Genomic DNA, 15,031 nt, shown 5'->3' with positions numbered 1-15,031 from the left:
GCGGGGCCGATTGCCTCGTCCGCTGCTTCACCGCCACCTCAATGGAGCAGCCCGATTTGGCCTCGTCGATTTAACATTGATGCAACGCAACATCCAGTCGCTCATGATGAGGGGGACAGAAAGAATGGTTTGCACGGCCGAAGACCTGCTGGTAGCCATGCTGAACATCGATGCGGAGATCAAGGCGTGCATGGCGCGCCTCTCCGAGGTCGAACGCAGCAGCACGGACCACCGCGCGGCAGCGTGGCTGACCGAGACTCGAACCGCCTTGCGAACCGACCTGGCTTTAATGAAGGCACGCCGCGAAGAATATTTTCTCCAGCTGAATGGCGTGCAGCGCGACCAGGGGCCCGGATCCGCATCATCTGGAAGCAGAAGCATCGATTCGCGCCCTGCGCTACCGAGCGGCACAAGAACCTGCGATTGTCTCTGAGACGCTCTCGCCCTTTACCAATGTTGCGTTGCCGGGACGCGGCTCGATCCTGACCACGTCGACATCGACTGCAACATCGAGCGTGAGCCCGTTGTATTCGTAACTTCGATACATATCTGGCTCTGCGCGTCGCGTGCGATCCATCTTTCGTCCTCCGAAGACAGCATGGCACCAGTGATCCGATGACAGAGGGCGCTAGCGTCAGCCTGTCTTGCGTGCCAAATTTGATAGGTTCACCTCCCGGATCGGGAACGGACCGTTCAGGTCTCGTGCAGTTTCCGTCGCCCTGCGGCGTCGTATGGGTGACTGACGGGCGACCAGTTCATTCAGCGCAAGGAAATGAACTTCGCGGCGCTTTCTCAGCTGCGTCAGGCGCGCTTGCGCGCGGGCTCGTTCCTCCTTGACCCACGGTACGAGGCAGTCTTCAGCGCCGCCCCCTATGCTTGCCAGACAGGCGACGCAGCATCTGATTTCCGCATCGAGGTTCAGGATCTTCACGAGGATGTCTTCAGGTTCGGCCATTGCCCCTCCTTGCGGTCACCATGAACACAGCCACCACGGCGCCAGTCCGCCCCACGCCTGCATTCCGCCGTTCAAAGGTTGGGCATGAACACACGCGCCGGCGCCAACTTGCGCTTGAGCGTACGCGTCAGTAAATAGGCCGTGCCGTGGCGCTCGACGCCCAGCCGCTGCGTGAGCGTCGCGCCGAATCCATTGAGGAAGCTGAATGTCGACGGGCTCGAAAAGCCGTCGAAGTCGAAGGTGAGCTTGCGCTCCAGCGCGCGGCCAATGCCGGTCCACAGCAGCAGGCTGATCGAGCCGCTGTGCGCGTCCTGCGCGCGCGACGACAGCAGGTAATACATGGCCTGATGGTCCCAGACGAGGCCGACCGCCGCCACGAGTTTGCCGCCCTGCCCATAGGCGCCGAGCAGCATCCCCGCCTTGCGCTCGACGAACGCGTTGACGAGGTCGCGCATGACCATATCCCCATATGCATTGGTACGCGAACGCGCCGCGAGATTCGCTTCGTAGAACGCGATGAACTCGGCGGGCGCGATGTCCGGCACGACGGTCAATTCACGGGAGGCGCTGCGGATCACGTTGCGTGTCTTGCTGTTCAGGCGCTTCCATGCTTCGTCGGCCGTCGTGTTCCGGTCGATGCGGAACGTGTAGCGCGCCGTCACGGTAAAGCCGTGCAGCGCGAACGCCAGGGCGTCGTCGAGGCGCGGGTCGAGCACCTGAAAAAAGCTGTCACAGTCGGGCAATTGCTCGATCAGCTTGCCGGTGACCTCGAGTTCATGATGCAGTTGGCGGGCCTCGCTGCCCGTCACGGACTTGATGACCGGCCCGAGCGTGCGCGTGAGCGGCGGCAGGTGCGAGACACGCCACAGTCGCGTGCGCTGCATCGCGTATGGCATCTCGCCGATGACCTCGTCGTCCTGCTTCACCACCGCAAGCTTCCAGTCGCCTTGCGTGGCGATGTCGAGCCACCAGCGTTCATGAAAGATCGAAGGCGCCGCGCGTACCGGCACCGGCGTAGCAGTCTCAGCCGGTGCCTCGAGAACGGGCAACGTCCGGTCGTTTATGGTCGTCATCAATCACCGGCCTGTTCTGACTATAAGCCCTGACTGGCAGTCCACACAGCGTGGTGTCCATGCGCTTCCAATGCGTGCAAAGTCTCGCACAAAACGGCATTGCCTGCGCTTCCGTTTTGGTTTTCGAAGTCGAACTGCGTGCGTTGCGATGAACGACGAGCCACTTCATAAAGCTGCGGATAGCACGCCGATTCCAGTCTAAGAATGGCAACCGTCCGTTTACGCCAAAACCGAGACGCATGCGAACAGGTTATTCCCTGGGCATTTTCGTCCGATCATAGCGATCGTTCATATCGCAAACAGGAAGACGTCAGTCAAGGCGTGGCGCAGCGGGAACTTTCAATCAGCGCACCAAAGTGCCTTTGACGTGTGGCACATGCGCCGCGCTCGCGGTCCTCAAACAAACCCGAAATCCACAGGAAGCCAAAAACGCTATTCCTTTGGGATATAGCGTCATGCAGCGGCGTTGTGCGCCGCGGCGCGGCTTAGCGGCGAGAATCACCCCGGTTGCGGTCAATCCAGTCGATCGCTTGCAGCCTTGCAAGCGCCGCCATTTCATCCGGAGCGCCCCGCACCTGCAGATCGCCACTTGAAATGGGAATGTCGACAACCGTATGCGGATCGCTGGGCGTTAGCGTCCATTGCGCGCCGAATGTAAGACCGTCAACTGAAAATGGCGCAAAGTCGATTGTGAATCCGCGATAGATCAGTGAATGAGTCATTGCTCACCCCTATGCGCATTTCCGCCCATGGCGGGGCGGCCATCGAGCCTTCAAAAGGCGATTTGCAGAAATATGATTCGGTCTCCCGAGCAGCAAATTATAGGTCGAACCCTGAATCAGCCTGTGTACGAAATCCGTTCTTTCCGGACATCGCACCTCTGCTCGGGAATGTTCGGTGCGCGAGGAACGAGACCATGACCGCGCCGTTATCCATCGCCCTCTCTGTCGCGGCCGCTTTACTCATCTACGGCGGCGCCATTGCATTGCTGTACTGGCTGCAGGGCCGGCTGATCTACCCGTCGGAGCGCCTGCAGCGCGGGCCGCTACGCCCGGACGCGCAGGGGCGCATCCGCCATGTGCGTGTGCATACCGCCGACGGCAAAGAACTGATTTGCGGCCACGCGGCGCCCGCGGACCCTGCCCGCGCCACGGTCGTACTCTTTCATGGCAACGGAGACGACCTCACCCAGCGAACTCGTGTCGCGCACGCGCTGCTCGACGCAGGCTATGGCGTCCTGCTTGCAGGCTATCGTGGTTACGGCGGCGCGCCTGGGCGTCCCAGCGAAGCAGGCCTCTACGCCGACGGCCGCGCTGCTATCGCATTCGCCGCGCAGCACTCGCGCGACGTCGTCCTGCATGGTTATTCGCTCGGCTCGGGCGTGGCAGTGCAGATCGCGACCGAACGCCCACTCGCCGCCCTGCTGCTCGAAGCCCCGTTCACCAGCATCGCCGATGTCGCCGCCGTACGCATGCGCTGGCTGCCGCGCATCGTTCCCTTGCGGTGGCTCGTGCGCGACCGCTATGACAATCTCGCCAAGGTCGGCAGCGTGCGCGCCCCTATCCTCATTTACGGCGGCGACGCTGACCACGTCGTTCCCCCGGCGCAATTCTCACGGCTCTTCACGGCGATCCGGGCGCCCCGGCGCTTCGCGATCATCGCTGGCGCCTCGCACGTCGATGCATGGGAGCGCGGAGGTCATGCTCACGTGTTGCGTTTTCTCGACGACGTGTTGGGCTCCCAGTCCTGATCCTGGTGGAACGCGCTTTGCTGTTGTGACTGCGATAGCGCTCGGCGGCCGCGTGCCGCGAGCGCGCAGGAGCGTGCTGCCGTGCTCATTTTTCTCATCTGCCTGTCGTGCGTCTGCGTCATCGCCCTCGTGTGGCTGACGCTGGTCTGGCGCAGGCTCAAGCAAACCTCCGCCATCGACCGAGGCAGCCGCCGCCGCGGCATCGAAGGCGCCTTCGTGCAGGCCGGCCCATACCGCATGTTCTATCGAGTCGCCCGCTGCCACGCGCGCGCGCCCGGCCGATTGCCCGTGGTGCTGGTCCACGGCCTCGTCGTTTCGAGCCGTTACATGGAACCGCTCGCGTATGCGCTCAAGCGCGACTTTGACGTGTTCGCGCCCGACCTGCCCGGCTTCGGCGAGAGTCCACTCGCGCGGGCGCGCGACGCGTTGGGCATCGCGCAGCTTGCCGAAGCGCTGCATCTCTGGCTGAACGCATGCGGCATGAAACGAGCGATGTTCGTGGGCAACTCGTTCGGCTGCCAGGTCCTCGCCGATTTCGCAGTGCGCTATCCACAGGCGGTGGATCGCCTCGTTCTCCAGGCGCCCACTCCGGACCCTGGCGCACGCTCGCTGCCACGCCAGGCGTGGCGCGACTGGGTCAACGGACTGCGCGAGCGTCCCCACACGCCAGCGAAGGCCGGCCGGATCGACTACGCCAAGGCGGGATTGTGGCGCGCGTTTGCCACCATGCGCATGCTGGTGCGCGAGAGCGTCGACGATCGGCTCCCGCGCATCGCTGCGCCCGCCCTCGTCGTCGTGGGCACGCGCGACCCCGTTGCGCCGCTCGACTGGGGCGCAGAGGCCGCGCGCAAACTGCAGCACGGCAGGCTGATGACGATCGAAGGCGGCACGCACACACTCAACTACGCCGCGCCCAATGCGTTCGCGTTCGCGATCACACCGTTCCTCAAAGCCGATGCCATTGGCGTATAGCAAGGGAGCACTTCGATGAACAAGCCGCCGCCGGGCATCGCCCGTTTCGATTCCGCCGCCGCCATGGCCCAGGCACTGGCGAGCATGTTGCACGGGAAACGTTTTTCGAGCCCGAGCCAGTCGCCCCTGCTCGACCGCTTCATGCCCGCGATCAATGCGCTGCCGAAACGTCAGCGCGAATGGGCCTATATCGTGGGCGGCATGAGCGAGGGCATCGATCCTCGCCGCGCGAAGAGCCTCGACGTCGAACGCATTGCGCAATGGCTAACGGACCTTTATCCGCAAGTCCCCCGCCGCTGCGCGTTTATCGGGTCGTCGAACGGCGCGATGATCCATCTCGCGGCCGCGCTGCGCGCCCCCTGGCTGCCGCAAACATTTCTCTGCCCGGTACGCGCGCCGTTCAGCGATCCCGATGATGCCCAGCGTGGCTTCGACACGAGCCGGCGCATCGCGGAAGCACTGCTCGCCGCCGACGCACGCATTGCCGTTCACCATATGCACGATCCCAACCAGGACCGCCTGATGTTGCATGGCATGCGCTATTTCCGGCTCAAGTTTCGACGCCTGCCGCTCGCGTTTCGCGAGTTCCTGCTCGGCAATCTCGAGCGCGGCGGGACCCTTTACGTGGTGAATTGCACGCGCGATTGGGCAGTCACGCGCACGAGCGAGCGTTCGGTGTTCCAGTTCGGCGCCACGGGCGGCGCGACCGAGGACGAATATCTGCACGGCGGCGAGCGCGTGCGCGCGTTTCTCGCGCACTACGGCAGCGTGCGCACGCGCTGGGATCCCCCGGCTCCCGACGCTCGCGCCCCTGAAGCCGAATGGGGCTTCGACGCCGCCTTGCGCGACGATCTCGTCGAGTTGGCCGGCCCAATGCAATGGCGCATCGTCGAGATCCGTTTCGAGGAACCCGAAGCGCTGAGCTTCGCGACCGCGGCTGTTTATCGGCGCTGGTATCAGGAAAGCGTGATGGAGACGCGCCGCCTCCTCGTCGATTCGTTCATGCTGATGGATCCCCTCACGACGCTCGAGATTCACGCCATACCATTCTGGCTGCTGTTCGGCGTCGAGCCCTCGGCCAACGCCCTGCAGCGCTTCCTGGACAGCACGCCCGCATTCGAAGACATCGACATGACGCTGTTCTCCCACGGTACGCAAAGCATCGGACTCGCGCCGATCCCGCGCTGGCGAGCGCTGCTGGCTCACGCTGCTCGCGAGGGGCGCTTCGCGGGCGTCGATAGCGAGCGTTACCCACGCGATTTCGCCACGTTCGAGCGATACGGGCAGGCACTCGCGCAGTTGAAGCCCCGGCTCGGGCCGCCCTCGCCGCTCGAACCCGCGCACTTCGAAGCCTTGCTCGCCGAATATGGTGCACCTTTTGGTGTGCAGTGCGAAGCGCCCTCGCGCCCCGTGAGCGCAGAGATATGACCGCTCGCTCGTGCAGCGTCGTTAGTCCCCCATGTCACGACGTTCCCTGCGTCGTTCCCGGCGGAACAGGATTCTTCTCCTGCGTGGATGGCAACTCGTTTTCCGACGCTTCGTGCTTGCGCTTTTCGCGCTCGTCACGCTCAGCCTGCTTCGTGTCGGCGGGCTGCGCAGGGGAACGGCGGTCGCCCTCAGGCGGTTGCGCGGCGGCGCGCGTGCCGGTATCGGTATCTGGTCGCATGTCGATATCCTTTCGTGCAGGGCGTGCGCCGGCGCTTTCGCGAAGCGCCGTCACGCGAATGAAGCTCGCAATCGGTGTTGTCAGCGTGGGGACGCATGGCGCGTCGTCTCGAACAGGAACCAGACGCGCTCTTCGGTCTGGTCGATCCAGTTCTCGATCAGGCTCGCCGTGGCGACGTCGTTCTTTTCATCGCAAAGTTCGTGCAGATCACGCATGTAGGTCACGAGCGATTCGTTGTCGCGGCGCAACTCATCGAGCATCGCCTCGGGGGCCACGAACGCTGCGTCGTTGTCGGAGAGTCGCTTGAGCGAGGCGATCGCACCGATCGAGCGCAGCGTCGTGCCCCCAAGCTTGCGCACGCGCTCCGCGACGGGGTCGATCATCGCAAACACCAGCGCCGCCTGATCATCGAGCAGCAGATGATAGTCGCGAAAGTGCGGACCGCTGACGTGCCAGTGGAAATTCTTCGTCTTCACGAAGAGCGCGAATACGTCCGCGAGCAGCTTCGTGAGCCCAGCCGAGACTTCCTGTCGCGCGTCGTCGCCGAGGTCGGTCGGCGTGGTCAGATTCGTGGCGGCAGCGCCTTTGCGATTCGAGTCCGTATTTGCCATGGTGCTCATTCCTTGTAGATGCGCAAGCGTTCATTGACGTGTCGGGTGTCCAGCCATCGAGATGCACGGTGGCTGCCGTCGCATCTGCGCACCACGTGTGCCTGAGGTCTGCGCGCCGGCGCAGGAGATCTGGGCAAGCTCGACCCCGAGGGCAGCGACATCTCTGGCGCCACGGTTGCCGTGACGGGCGGCACGCCGCTCATCTAGACGGCGGGCCGCTCCACCTCCCAGTAACGTTCGGGGCGCTCCACATCCGGCGGAAACGGTCCGAATGCACGCATCTGGCTCGGGTACGCCCCCACCGCGCGCCGCTTGATCGCCGCGAGCCGCCGAGCCGGATACCGCCCGAACACCTGCGCGCTCATCGGCCTCACCAGCAAGCGCTCTGCTTCGAGGCGCTGGAAGCCGGCGTCGAGCACACCGGGCATTGCGCGGTAAATAGCGTCCTCATAGGCGATATAGCGTGTAAGACGCTGCATTTGCAGCAGCAAACGGCACGCGGCGCCCACGAGTTGATGATCGGAATGCCACAGGCCAAACGGGCACACGGGCAGCCAGGCGCCAAAACGCGCGAACTGCCCAGCCAACGTGTGCGCAACGTCTTCGACGTCCGGCGTCGCGCCATACTGTCCATCCAGAAAGTCCAGCCACAACGGCGTAGCGCCGCACAGCGCAAGCGCACGCTCGTCCTCCCGCTTGCGCGCACGCACGGCTTCGTGCGCATCGGCAAAGCCGCTGGCTTCATCCCATTGCGTATGCATCGGCGCGACAGGCTCGCCCGCGAACACCGTGCAAACGATCGAACCGGGGCACCTCGCGATGAGACCTGCGCAGCCGAGTATCGCGTCGTCCAGATGCGGCGAAACCACGATCAACCGCGGCGCCCCGTCGCTGATGTCGTGAGGCGAAGCATTCGTCATCGTCTCTCCTTTTCTCGCTTCAAGCGCCAGACGCACAATGGGCATCAGGCGATATGGCACGGTGGCCACCCAGTTCGTACAGGCTGCAGCGCTTGCGGATTCCCTCCCGATGCGCCTCGTCGAACCTCTCTCGAGCGCAATTGGCGTTCCGGCTAGGCCCGCGGCCACGGCGTGCCGACCCGGGCGCGCGGGTTGCGGAACGATCGATGCACCGTCTGCGCGCAGGCGATGCGAATCCATCACGCAACCTTCGATCATTTCAGGAGCCCATCATGGCGATGAACCCCGATTCCCCGCAGACCGGCGCGCGTATCGTCGGTAAAGGCAGTGAGACCGCGGCCGGCCCAGGCCCATCCATCATGGCCGCGAGCACACTCGAAGGCGACCGCGTCTTCAGTTCGGATAACGAAGAGCTTGGCAAGATCAAGCACATCATGCTCGATGTCGAGCGCGGACGGATCGCCTACGCGGTCATGTCGAGCGGCGGCTTTCTCGGCATTGGCGACAAGCTGCTCGCGCTGCCGTGGGCCGCGCTCACGCTCGACACCACGCAGAAGTGCTTCGTGCTGAACGTGACCGGCGAGCGCGTGAAGGATGCGCCGGGCTTCGACAAGGACCATTGGCCTGCCATGGCCGACATCGGGTGGGCCACCACGGTGCACGACTACTACGGCGCACGCGCGCACTGGCAGGACGATCCGCTCGCGCCGGGCAGCGGCATCGAGCCCCCGGGGATGGGTGGCCCGAAGCTTTAAGGCTGGCATACGCCTGAGCGAAGCGGGCTCGCGGCTTTCGCGGGCCCGCACACGCTTCCTGCCCGTCCAGGGTGGAGCGCAAAGGCATGCCGCTTGCTGAAGTTCTGGCAACTCACATGGGGTCGGGAGTCCAACATGTCCGATTTACCCGCGCACTGGCAGGCGGAGCTCGATGCCCTGCTGGCCAGCGAATCCATGCCGCTCGACGCGACGACGCTCGCCGGCGCGACTGCGCGTCTCGCGGCGGCGTTTCCTGTCCTGCCGATGCCAGGCGCGGGCAACACGCTCGCGCGCTGGCAATTACTCGCGGAGGTAGCGGCGCACGACCTTTCGCTAGTCAAGATTTATGAAGCGCACGCCGACGCCCGCGCGATCCTGGCCGAACTCGCGCCGGCTGCACACTTCGAAGCCGCTTCCCTTGGCGCGCCGCCTGTCTGGGCCGTCTGGGCCGCTCGCTCGCCGGGCAACGAACTGAGCTTTGCTTCGCGCGATGGCAAGCACGTCAAGCTCGCGGGCACCAAGGCATGGTGCTCGGGCGCGCGCTTCACGACGCATGCGCTCGTGACCTGCGTCGATGCAGACGGGAGCGACTGGCTCGCCGCCCTGCCCATCGACCAGCCAGGCGTGACGATCAGTGCGCGCGGCTGGGAAGCAGTCGGCATGGACGCCACGCAAAGCGTGGAAGTCGACTTTGCCGACGCGCATGCCACGCTCGTGGGCGACGCTGGCGCGTACGTGCGCCGCCCCGGCTTCTGGCACGGCGGCGCGGGTATCGCGGCTTGCTGGTACGGCGCCGCTTCGGCGCTCGCGGCGAGACTGCGCGAGGCCGCGCAGCGCCGCGACAATCCTTATTTGCATGCACACCTGGGCGCCGCCGACGTGGCGCTCGCCGGCGCGCGCGCATGCCTGCGCGAGTGCGCGGCTGCCATCGACGCCGCGCCGCGCGCGGACGCCATGCGGCATGCTTTGCGCGCGCGCTGTGCCGTGGAAAGCGCGGTGGACAGTACCCTGCGTGCCTGCGCACGCGGTATGGGCGCGGCGCCGCTGTGCCGCGACCGCTGGTTCGCGCGCGTGAGCGCCGATCTGCCGGTCTTCGTGCGCCAGAGTCACGCGGAAGCCGATCTTGCTGCGCTCGCCGGCGCCGTCCTCGAGTCCGGCGAAGACTGGCGGCTCTAGAATCCGTAATCGCAAGGATAACGATGGACCGTCCGCCCGCATCGCTCGCCGGCTACTTCGACAGCAAGTTCGCCGCGAGCCCCGACCCCTGGCGCTACCGCGACAGCTGGTACGAGGAGCGCAAGCGCGCGCTGCTGCTCGCGTCGCTGCCGCGCGAGCGTTATCGCAAAGCGTTCGAGCCGGGTTGCGCGATCGGGGCCTTGTCCACCGACCTGGCGCGGCGTTGCGAGCATCTGCTTTGCGCGGACTTCTCGCCTCGCGCCGTCGCCGCGGCACGAGCGCGCCTTGTCGCGTTCGCGAACGTGGACGTGCATGCGCTCGCCATGCCGCGCGACTGGCCCGCCGGCCAGTTCGACTTGATTGTGATGAGCGAATTCGCGTACTACCTCAACGCAGGCGACTGCACGTCGCTCGCCACGCTAGCCGCGTCCTCGCTCGCCGCCGATGGCACGCTGGCATGCTGTCACTGGCGTCACGGCGGCGAGACGTGGATGCTGCAAAGCGTCCAGGTGCACGGCATCTTCGCGCAAGCGGCGGCAAACGCCGCGCTGCATGCCGTCGTTCAGGTCGACGACACGGATTTCCTGCTCGATGTCTGGAGCCGCGATCGGCTCAGCGTCGCACGCCGCGAACGCGCGTAAAGACACGCTGGGACTTCTGGGACTCAAGGCGCAACGGAAGACTCGCTGTCGTCCACCCCGTCCGCCCACGCGGCGAGCGTGTCGCCGAAGCCGCCGCGCGCACGCGCGTCGCGCCGCCCGCTCGTCACCACGCGCGGCGCCGCGCTCCACGCGAGCGTGGCGCCTGTTGCGATCAGCAGGTCGACCAGCGCGACGTCTTCGCGGCAGGCAAGCGGCGGAAAACCTCCGGCGCGCAAATACGCGTGCGCCGCGACGCCCAGGTTTGCGCCATGAATGTGGCGATGCCCGTCCGAGTCGCGGTAGCGCCGCTCCCAGGTCGCGCGGGCGCCGGGCGCCAGCGCGCTCCAGTCGTCCACGCTCACGGGCCCGCACACGGCGTCCGCGGCAAGCGCGAGCTGGGCGGCAAGCCAGTCGGGCGCGACGTGGCTGTCGGCGTCGGTGAAGGCGAGCCAACGGGCGCCGCACGCAAGCAGAGCCTGCGCACCGGCAGCGCGGGCGACGCCGACGTTGCGGGCTTCTATGCATAGAGCCTCGAACCCGAAGTCCGAAACGATCGCAGCCGAGGTATCCGTGCAGGCGTCGAGCACCACGAGCGGGCGAACCGCCTCGCCTCGCAGCGCAGGATGCGACGCGGCGCACCGCACCGAGGCAAGACACACGGCAATCAGGCGCGCTTCGTTGTGCGCAGGAATAACGACCCCGATCATTCGAACTCCATGGTATTGGCGTGACTTTGCGTCATGCCACCCGAAGTCCGATCGTGGCGTACGCAGCAAACGTCAGACTGCATGCGCACGCCGGATGCCCGCGCCCACCGGCGGGTACCGTGGTCTGTGCGCCCGTCAGTGCTCCTGGCGCTGCCTTGGCGCACGCGTCCCCGGCACATCGATTGCGCTTGCGGTCCCATACGAGAGACCGGAGCACGCTATGGCCGGATGGATCAAGGCAATGGATGTGGCAGCAGTGCCCGCGACGGCCATGCGGCGCGTCGAGCTGGAAGGTGTCGCCGTGCTGCTCGTGAACACCGGCGATCGCATCCGCGCATTCAGCGCGGACTGCCCGCATGCGGGCGCGCCGCTCGAACAGGGTGCGCTTTGCGCAGGCCGCATCGTGTGTCCATGGCACAAGGGCGTGTTCTCGAGCGAAAGCGGCGCGTGGCTCGAACCACCTGCGCTGGAGGGGCTGACGTCGTACCCCGTGCGTATCGAAGCGGATACCATCCTCGTCGAACTTACGCCGCAGCGTGCCTTCACGCCTCGCACCCCCTCCGCGCGCGCCAGGTCCGCGCGTCGTTTCGCGGTGATCGGCGGCGGCGCGGCGGGCGCAGCGGCCATCGCCACGCTGCTGGAAAGCGAATTCGCCGGCGAGGTGACGGTGTTCGCTGCCGAGCCGCAAGTGCCCTACGACCGGACCTGTCTCAGCAAATTCGTGCCCGCCGGCGAGATGACGCCCGATGAGGTCCCGCCGATCCTGCCCGAAACCGTGGCTCACGACAAGCGCTTGCGCGTCGACCACAGCGCGGTCAAACACTGTGACGTCCACACGAGACAGGTCACGCTAGCCGATGGCCGCGTGCAGGCCTTCGACGCCGTGCTCATCGCGAGCGGCTCGGTGGCAAAGCGCCCCGATATACCGGGCGCCGAACTTGGCAACGTCTACACGCTGCGCAACCTGGCAGACGCCGGGGCCATACTCCACGCGCTCGCGCCAAACGAGCGTGCCGTGGTGCTGGGCGACAGCTTCATCGGCCTCGAGACGGCCTCGGCATTGCGCAGACGCGGCGTCGACGTCACCATCGTGGCTCCCGCAGGCGTGCCGCTGCAACGGGTGCTTGGCGAGCGTATCGGCGGGATGTTCCGCGACTGGCACGAATCGCACGGCGTGGTGTTTCGGCGCGCGAAGGCGCTGCGCTTCAGCGGCGCGCGCGAGGTCGAATCAGTCGAACTCGACGACGGCAGCGCGCTGCGCGCGAAGGCCGTGATCGTCGGCATTGGCGTGCGGCCGGCCACGCACTTCGTCGGCGGCGCCGAGACCGGCGAGGACGGCGGACTCGATGTCGATGCGACGATGCGCGTCGCCGGTGAAACCTACGCGGCGGGAGATATCGCGCGATTCACGCTCAGCAGCGCCTTAGAAACGCCGCAGCGCACGCGCATCGAACACTGGCGCGTCGCACAGCAACAAGGGCGCATCGCGGCGCTCAACATGCTGGGCCAGACGGCAAGCTACGACGGCGTGCCGTTCTTCTGGACCCAGCACTACGACAAGCGCGTCGACTATCTGGGACATGCCGGACATTGGGACGAGCTGGTGATTTCGGGCCGCGCCGGGGACGATCGCTTCGGGGTCCTCTACGGTGAGTCCGGCCGCCTTCGAGCCACGCTCGCCTGCGGCTACGATCGCGAGATGGCGCTCATGAGCGAAAGCATGCGCAGACCCATCACCATCAACGCAGCGCGCGAAATCCTGGGGTTTTGATCGGGCGAGCCTTCGCCATTCGTGAGCTCTCATGTGAACTGCAAAACGGTATGCACCGCCAACGCCGCGCCCGTAGCGACTGTGGCCAACCAGCATAATGCGCGGGTGATCACGTGCGCCTTCATCTCACCGACGGCCTCACGGCGCCGACTCAACAGCAAGAGCAGGATGAGGACCGGCGCAACAGTCATGCCGTTGGCCAAGGCGCTCCAATAGCAGGCCTTGACCGGATCGACGCCGGATACATGGAACAGCAACGCAATGGCGACACTCACCACCATGAGCGCAACGAGGACGCCGGCGATGCGGCGGTCTCGCTGCTCACCCTGCGGCCAGCCGAACGAACTGGCGGCAGCGTGCGCCGCCGAACCCGCCAGGGGCGGGAGCGCAAGCAGCGCGGTGCCGAGGAGCGCGAGGCCGAGTACGGGCGACGCGTATCCATGCGCGACCGGAGCGATCGCAAGCGCGGCGGCCTGGGCGCTGCTGACCGGCTGGTGCGCCGCGTGGAGCGTAACGGCGGCCGCGACGAGGACAAACGCCCCGCAGGCGTTGGAAAACAGCGTGCGCACGAGCGTATCGCGTCGCATCTTTTGTAGCCGCGGTGGGTCTTCATTGCGGCTTTCGCGGCTTTCCCCCGCGCGCGTCCGCTCTTCGACTTCCTGCTCCGCTTGCGAGAACAGCAGGTAGGGGCTGACCGTGGTGCCAAGCACCGCAAGCAGCATCCCGAAGTAGTCTTCGGACCAGGTGAAACCTGGCACCAGGGCATGCCACGCCACGGCGCGCCACGGCACGTCGGTCGCGAACATCACGCCGGCATACGCGAACAGCGAGAGCGCTAGCCACTTGAGCACGTTAGCGTAGCGCGCATAGGGGATCCACCATTGAAGCGCGATTGACGCGCCGGCAAAAAGGACGATGAACGGCGCGACCGGCCCGCGGAACATCAAGCGCGCGGCCTCGCCCATGGCCAGCATATCGGCAGCCATGTTCACGGTATTCGCACCCAGAAAGCGTGCGACGGCGATCAGGAAGATCCAGCGCGCGTAGTGCTCGCGCATGTTCTCCGTGAGGCCCTTGCCCGTGACGGCGGCGACGCGCGTCGCGATCAACTGGAGCGCTACCATCGACGGGTACGAAAGAACGCACACCCAGAGCAGATCGAAACCATATTGCGCGCCGGCCAGCGAGTACGTCAGGATGCCGCCCGGATCATTGTCCGTTGCGACGGTGCCGAGACCCGGGCCAATGTCCGCCGCCCAGGCGTGCGCCGGGAGTTCGCTTCGATTGGCATGCTCGCGTCGAAAACGTAGGCTCAGGCCGGCTTTCATCGAAAAGAGTGCATAGACGTGCGGAGTGCACCCTGTCTCGCAGGGCACGTTCCCGGGCATCGAGCGTGCTCTTCTGATTCCGGTCGTTCGTCACGTGATGGCCAACCTGCCAGGAATGAACTCGATGAATCTCGATCAGATTTATGCCCGAATATGGGATTGCCTCGCTGCCGCGGTACGCGAAGAGGATCAGCCGTTCAAGGTGATGCAGGCCGCGACGATCGGCCTTGATGGTTCCCCGAATGTCCGCACCGTACTGCTTCGGAGCGCCAATGAAACCCAGAACCGGCTGACTTTCCATACCGACCTGCGCTCGCCGAAGATTGCCGAACTCAGCCTGGAACCTCGCATCGCGCTCGTCGGTTGCGATCCCGTTCACAACCTGCAAGTCCGCGTATACGGCGAAACCCGAATCCTGCGCGACGGGCAAGCGCGAATCGATGCATGGAGGACCAGTCCCGATCATGATCTTGTGGTCTACCGCACCCGCCTCCCGCCCGGAACTCCCATGAGTCATTCGGGTGATGCGTTCGACGAGACACACGATATGCCTGGTGAGGCCGAAGGCCTCAAGCATTTCGCCGTCGTTGAGTTGCGTCCCGCGCGCCTGGATTGGCTAGACCTTGCGGCGGCAGATGGTCAGCAGCGCGCGCTGTTTGTCCGTCAAGGTGACAGCTGGATCCACAGCTGGATCGCCCCCTGATCA

16 protein-coding genes are annotated in these 15,031 nt (G+C 65.6%); 8 read left to right on the top strand and 8 right to left on the bottom strand.

What is annotated here, in order from left to right; translation table 11 throughout:
• Positions 1-634: 634 nt before the first annotated feature.
• The 3 genes from AB4Y42_RS31125 to AB4Y42_RS31115 form a co-directional block, all read right to left on the bottom strand.
• Positions 635-955 (bottom strand): hypothetical protein, encoded by a 321-nt coding sequence (locus tag AB4Y42_RS31125; protein WP_368696306.1) that lies wholly within the window; start codon positions 953-955, stop codon positions 635-637.
• Positions 956-1,026: 71 nt separating this feature from the next.
• On the bottom strand, positions 1,027-2,028 hold the full coding sequence (locus tag AB4Y42_RS31120) for a GNAT family N-acetyltransferase (protein ID WP_368696305.1): 1,002 nt from the start codon (positions 2,026-2,028) through the stop codon (positions 1,027-1,029).
• 485 nt (positions 2,029-2,513) lie between these two features.
• Positions 2,514-2,750 (bottom strand): hypothetical protein, encoded by a 237-nt coding sequence (locus AB4Y42_RS31115; protein ID WP_368696304.1) that lies wholly within the window; start codon positions 2,748-2,750, stop codon positions 2,514-2,516.
• Between the two features lie 11 nt (positions 2,751-2,761).
• On the opposite strand from AB4Y42_RS31115, the gene AB4Y42_RS31110 reads away from it, so the two are divergent.
• From AB4Y42_RS31110 to AB4Y42_RS31100, 3 genes are all read left to right on the top strand, one after another.
• Positions 2,762-3,778, top strand: coding sequence for an alpha/beta hydrolase (locus AB4Y42_RS31110; RefSeq protein ID WP_368696303.1), 1,017 nt, complete (start codon positions 2,762-2,764; stop codon positions 3,776-3,778).
• 81 nt (positions 3,779-3,859) lie between these two features.
• A complete protein-coding gene (locus AB4Y42_RS31105) occupies positions 3,860-4,750 on the top strand; it encodes an alpha/beta fold hydrolase (protein WP_368696302.1) in 891 nt (296 codons plus the stop codon).
• Positions 4,751-4,765: 15 nt separating this feature from the next.
• Positions 4,766-6,178, top strand: coding sequence for a hypothetical protein (locus tag AB4Y42_RS31100; RefSeq protein ID WP_368696301.1), 1,413 nt, complete (start codon positions 4,766-4,768; stop codon positions 6,176-6,178).
• Positions 6,179-6,212: 34 nt separating this feature from the next.
• On the opposite strand, the gene AB4Y42_RS31095 is transcribed toward AB4Y42_RS31100, so the two are convergent.
• From AB4Y42_RS31095 to AB4Y42_RS31085, 3 genes are all read right to left on the bottom strand, one after another.
• A complete protein-coding gene (locus AB4Y42_RS31095; protein WP_368690002.1) occupies positions 6,213-6,416 on the bottom strand; it encodes a hypothetical protein in 204 nt (67 codons plus the stop codon).
• Between the two features lie 80 nt (positions 6,417-6,496).
• Positions 6,497-7,027 (bottom strand): Dps family protein, encoded by a 531-nt coding sequence (locus AB4Y42_RS31090; RefSeq protein ID WP_368690001.1) that lies wholly within the window; start codon positions 7,025-7,027, stop codon positions 6,497-6,499.
• A gap of 203 nt (positions 7,028-7,230) precedes the next feature.
• Positions 7,231-7,947, bottom strand: coding sequence for a PIG-L deacetylase family protein (locus AB4Y42_RS31085; protein WP_368690000.1), 717 nt, complete (start codon positions 7,945-7,947; stop codon positions 7,231-7,233).
• 272 nt (positions 7,948-8,219) lie between these two features.
• Between AB4Y42_RS31085 and AB4Y42_RS31080 the strand changes: the two genes are divergently transcribed.
• From AB4Y42_RS31080 to AB4Y42_RS31070, 3 genes are all read left to right on the top strand, one after another.
• Positions 8,220-8,702 (top strand): PRC-barrel domain-containing protein, encoded by a 483-nt coding sequence (locus AB4Y42_RS31080; RefSeq protein ID WP_368689999.1) that lies wholly within the window; start codon positions 8,220-8,222, stop codon positions 8,700-8,702.
• Positions 8,703-8,837: 135 nt separating this feature from the next.
• Complete coding sequence (locus AB4Y42_RS31075) at positions 8,838-9,878, top strand: acyl-CoA dehydrogenase (protein WP_368689998.1); 1,041 nt, start codon at positions 8,838-8,840, stop codon at positions 9,876-9,878.
• 23 nt (positions 9,879-9,901) lie between these two features.
• A complete protein-coding gene (locus AB4Y42_RS31070) occupies positions 9,902-10,519 on the top strand; it encodes an SAM-dependent methyltransferase (RefSeq protein WP_368696300.1) in 618 nt (205 codons plus the stop codon).
• A 23-nt stretch (positions 10,520-10,542) separates the two neighbouring features.
• Here the strand turns inward: AB4Y42_RS31070 and AB4Y42_RS31065 are convergent, their stop codons facing one another.
• Positions 10,543-11,226, bottom strand: coding sequence for a glycosyltransferase family 2 protein (locus tag AB4Y42_RS31065; RefSeq protein ID WP_368696299.1), 684 nt, complete (start codon positions 11,224-11,226; stop codon positions 10,543-10,545).
• A 241-nt stretch (positions 11,227-11,467) separates the two neighbouring features.
• Between AB4Y42_RS31065 and AB4Y42_RS31060 the strand changes: the two genes are divergently transcribed.
• Positions 11,468-12,997, top strand: a complete 1,530-nt coding sequence (locus AB4Y42_RS31060) for an FAD-dependent oxidoreductase (protein WP_368696298.1) — start codon at positions 11,468-11,470, stop codon at positions 12,995-12,997.
• A 29-nt stretch (positions 12,998-13,026) separates the two neighbouring features.
• Here the strand turns inward: AB4Y42_RS31060 and AB4Y42_RS31055 are convergent, their stop codons facing one another.
• Positions 13,027-14,325, bottom strand: a complete 1,299-nt coding sequence (locus tag AB4Y42_RS31055; RefSeq protein ID WP_368696297.1) for an NRAMP family divalent metal transporter — start codon at positions 14,323-14,325, stop codon at positions 13,027-13,029.
• A gap of 124 nt (positions 14,326-14,449) precedes the next feature.
• Between AB4Y42_RS31055 and AB4Y42_RS31050 the strand changes: the two genes are divergently transcribed.
• Positions 14,450-15,028 carry a pyridoxamine 5'-phosphate oxidase family protein gene (locus tag AB4Y42_RS31050; RefSeq protein ID WP_368689993.1) on the top strand — a complete coding sequence of 193 codons (579 nt, stop codon included), beginning with the start codon at positions 14,450-14,452 and terminating at the stop codon, positions 15,026-15,028.
• The last annotated feature ends 3 nt before the right edge of the window (positions 15,029-15,031 follow it).

This window comes from Paraburkholderia sp. EG286B, assembly GCF_040965655.1.
In the GTDB taxonomy this organism is placed as follows: domain Bacteria; phylum Pseudomonadota; class Gammaproteobacteria; order Burkholderiales; family Burkholderiaceae; genus Paraburkholderia.
Note: the sequence above shows the minus strand (reverse complement) of the source record. Positions and strands in the feature narration are given on the sequence as shown.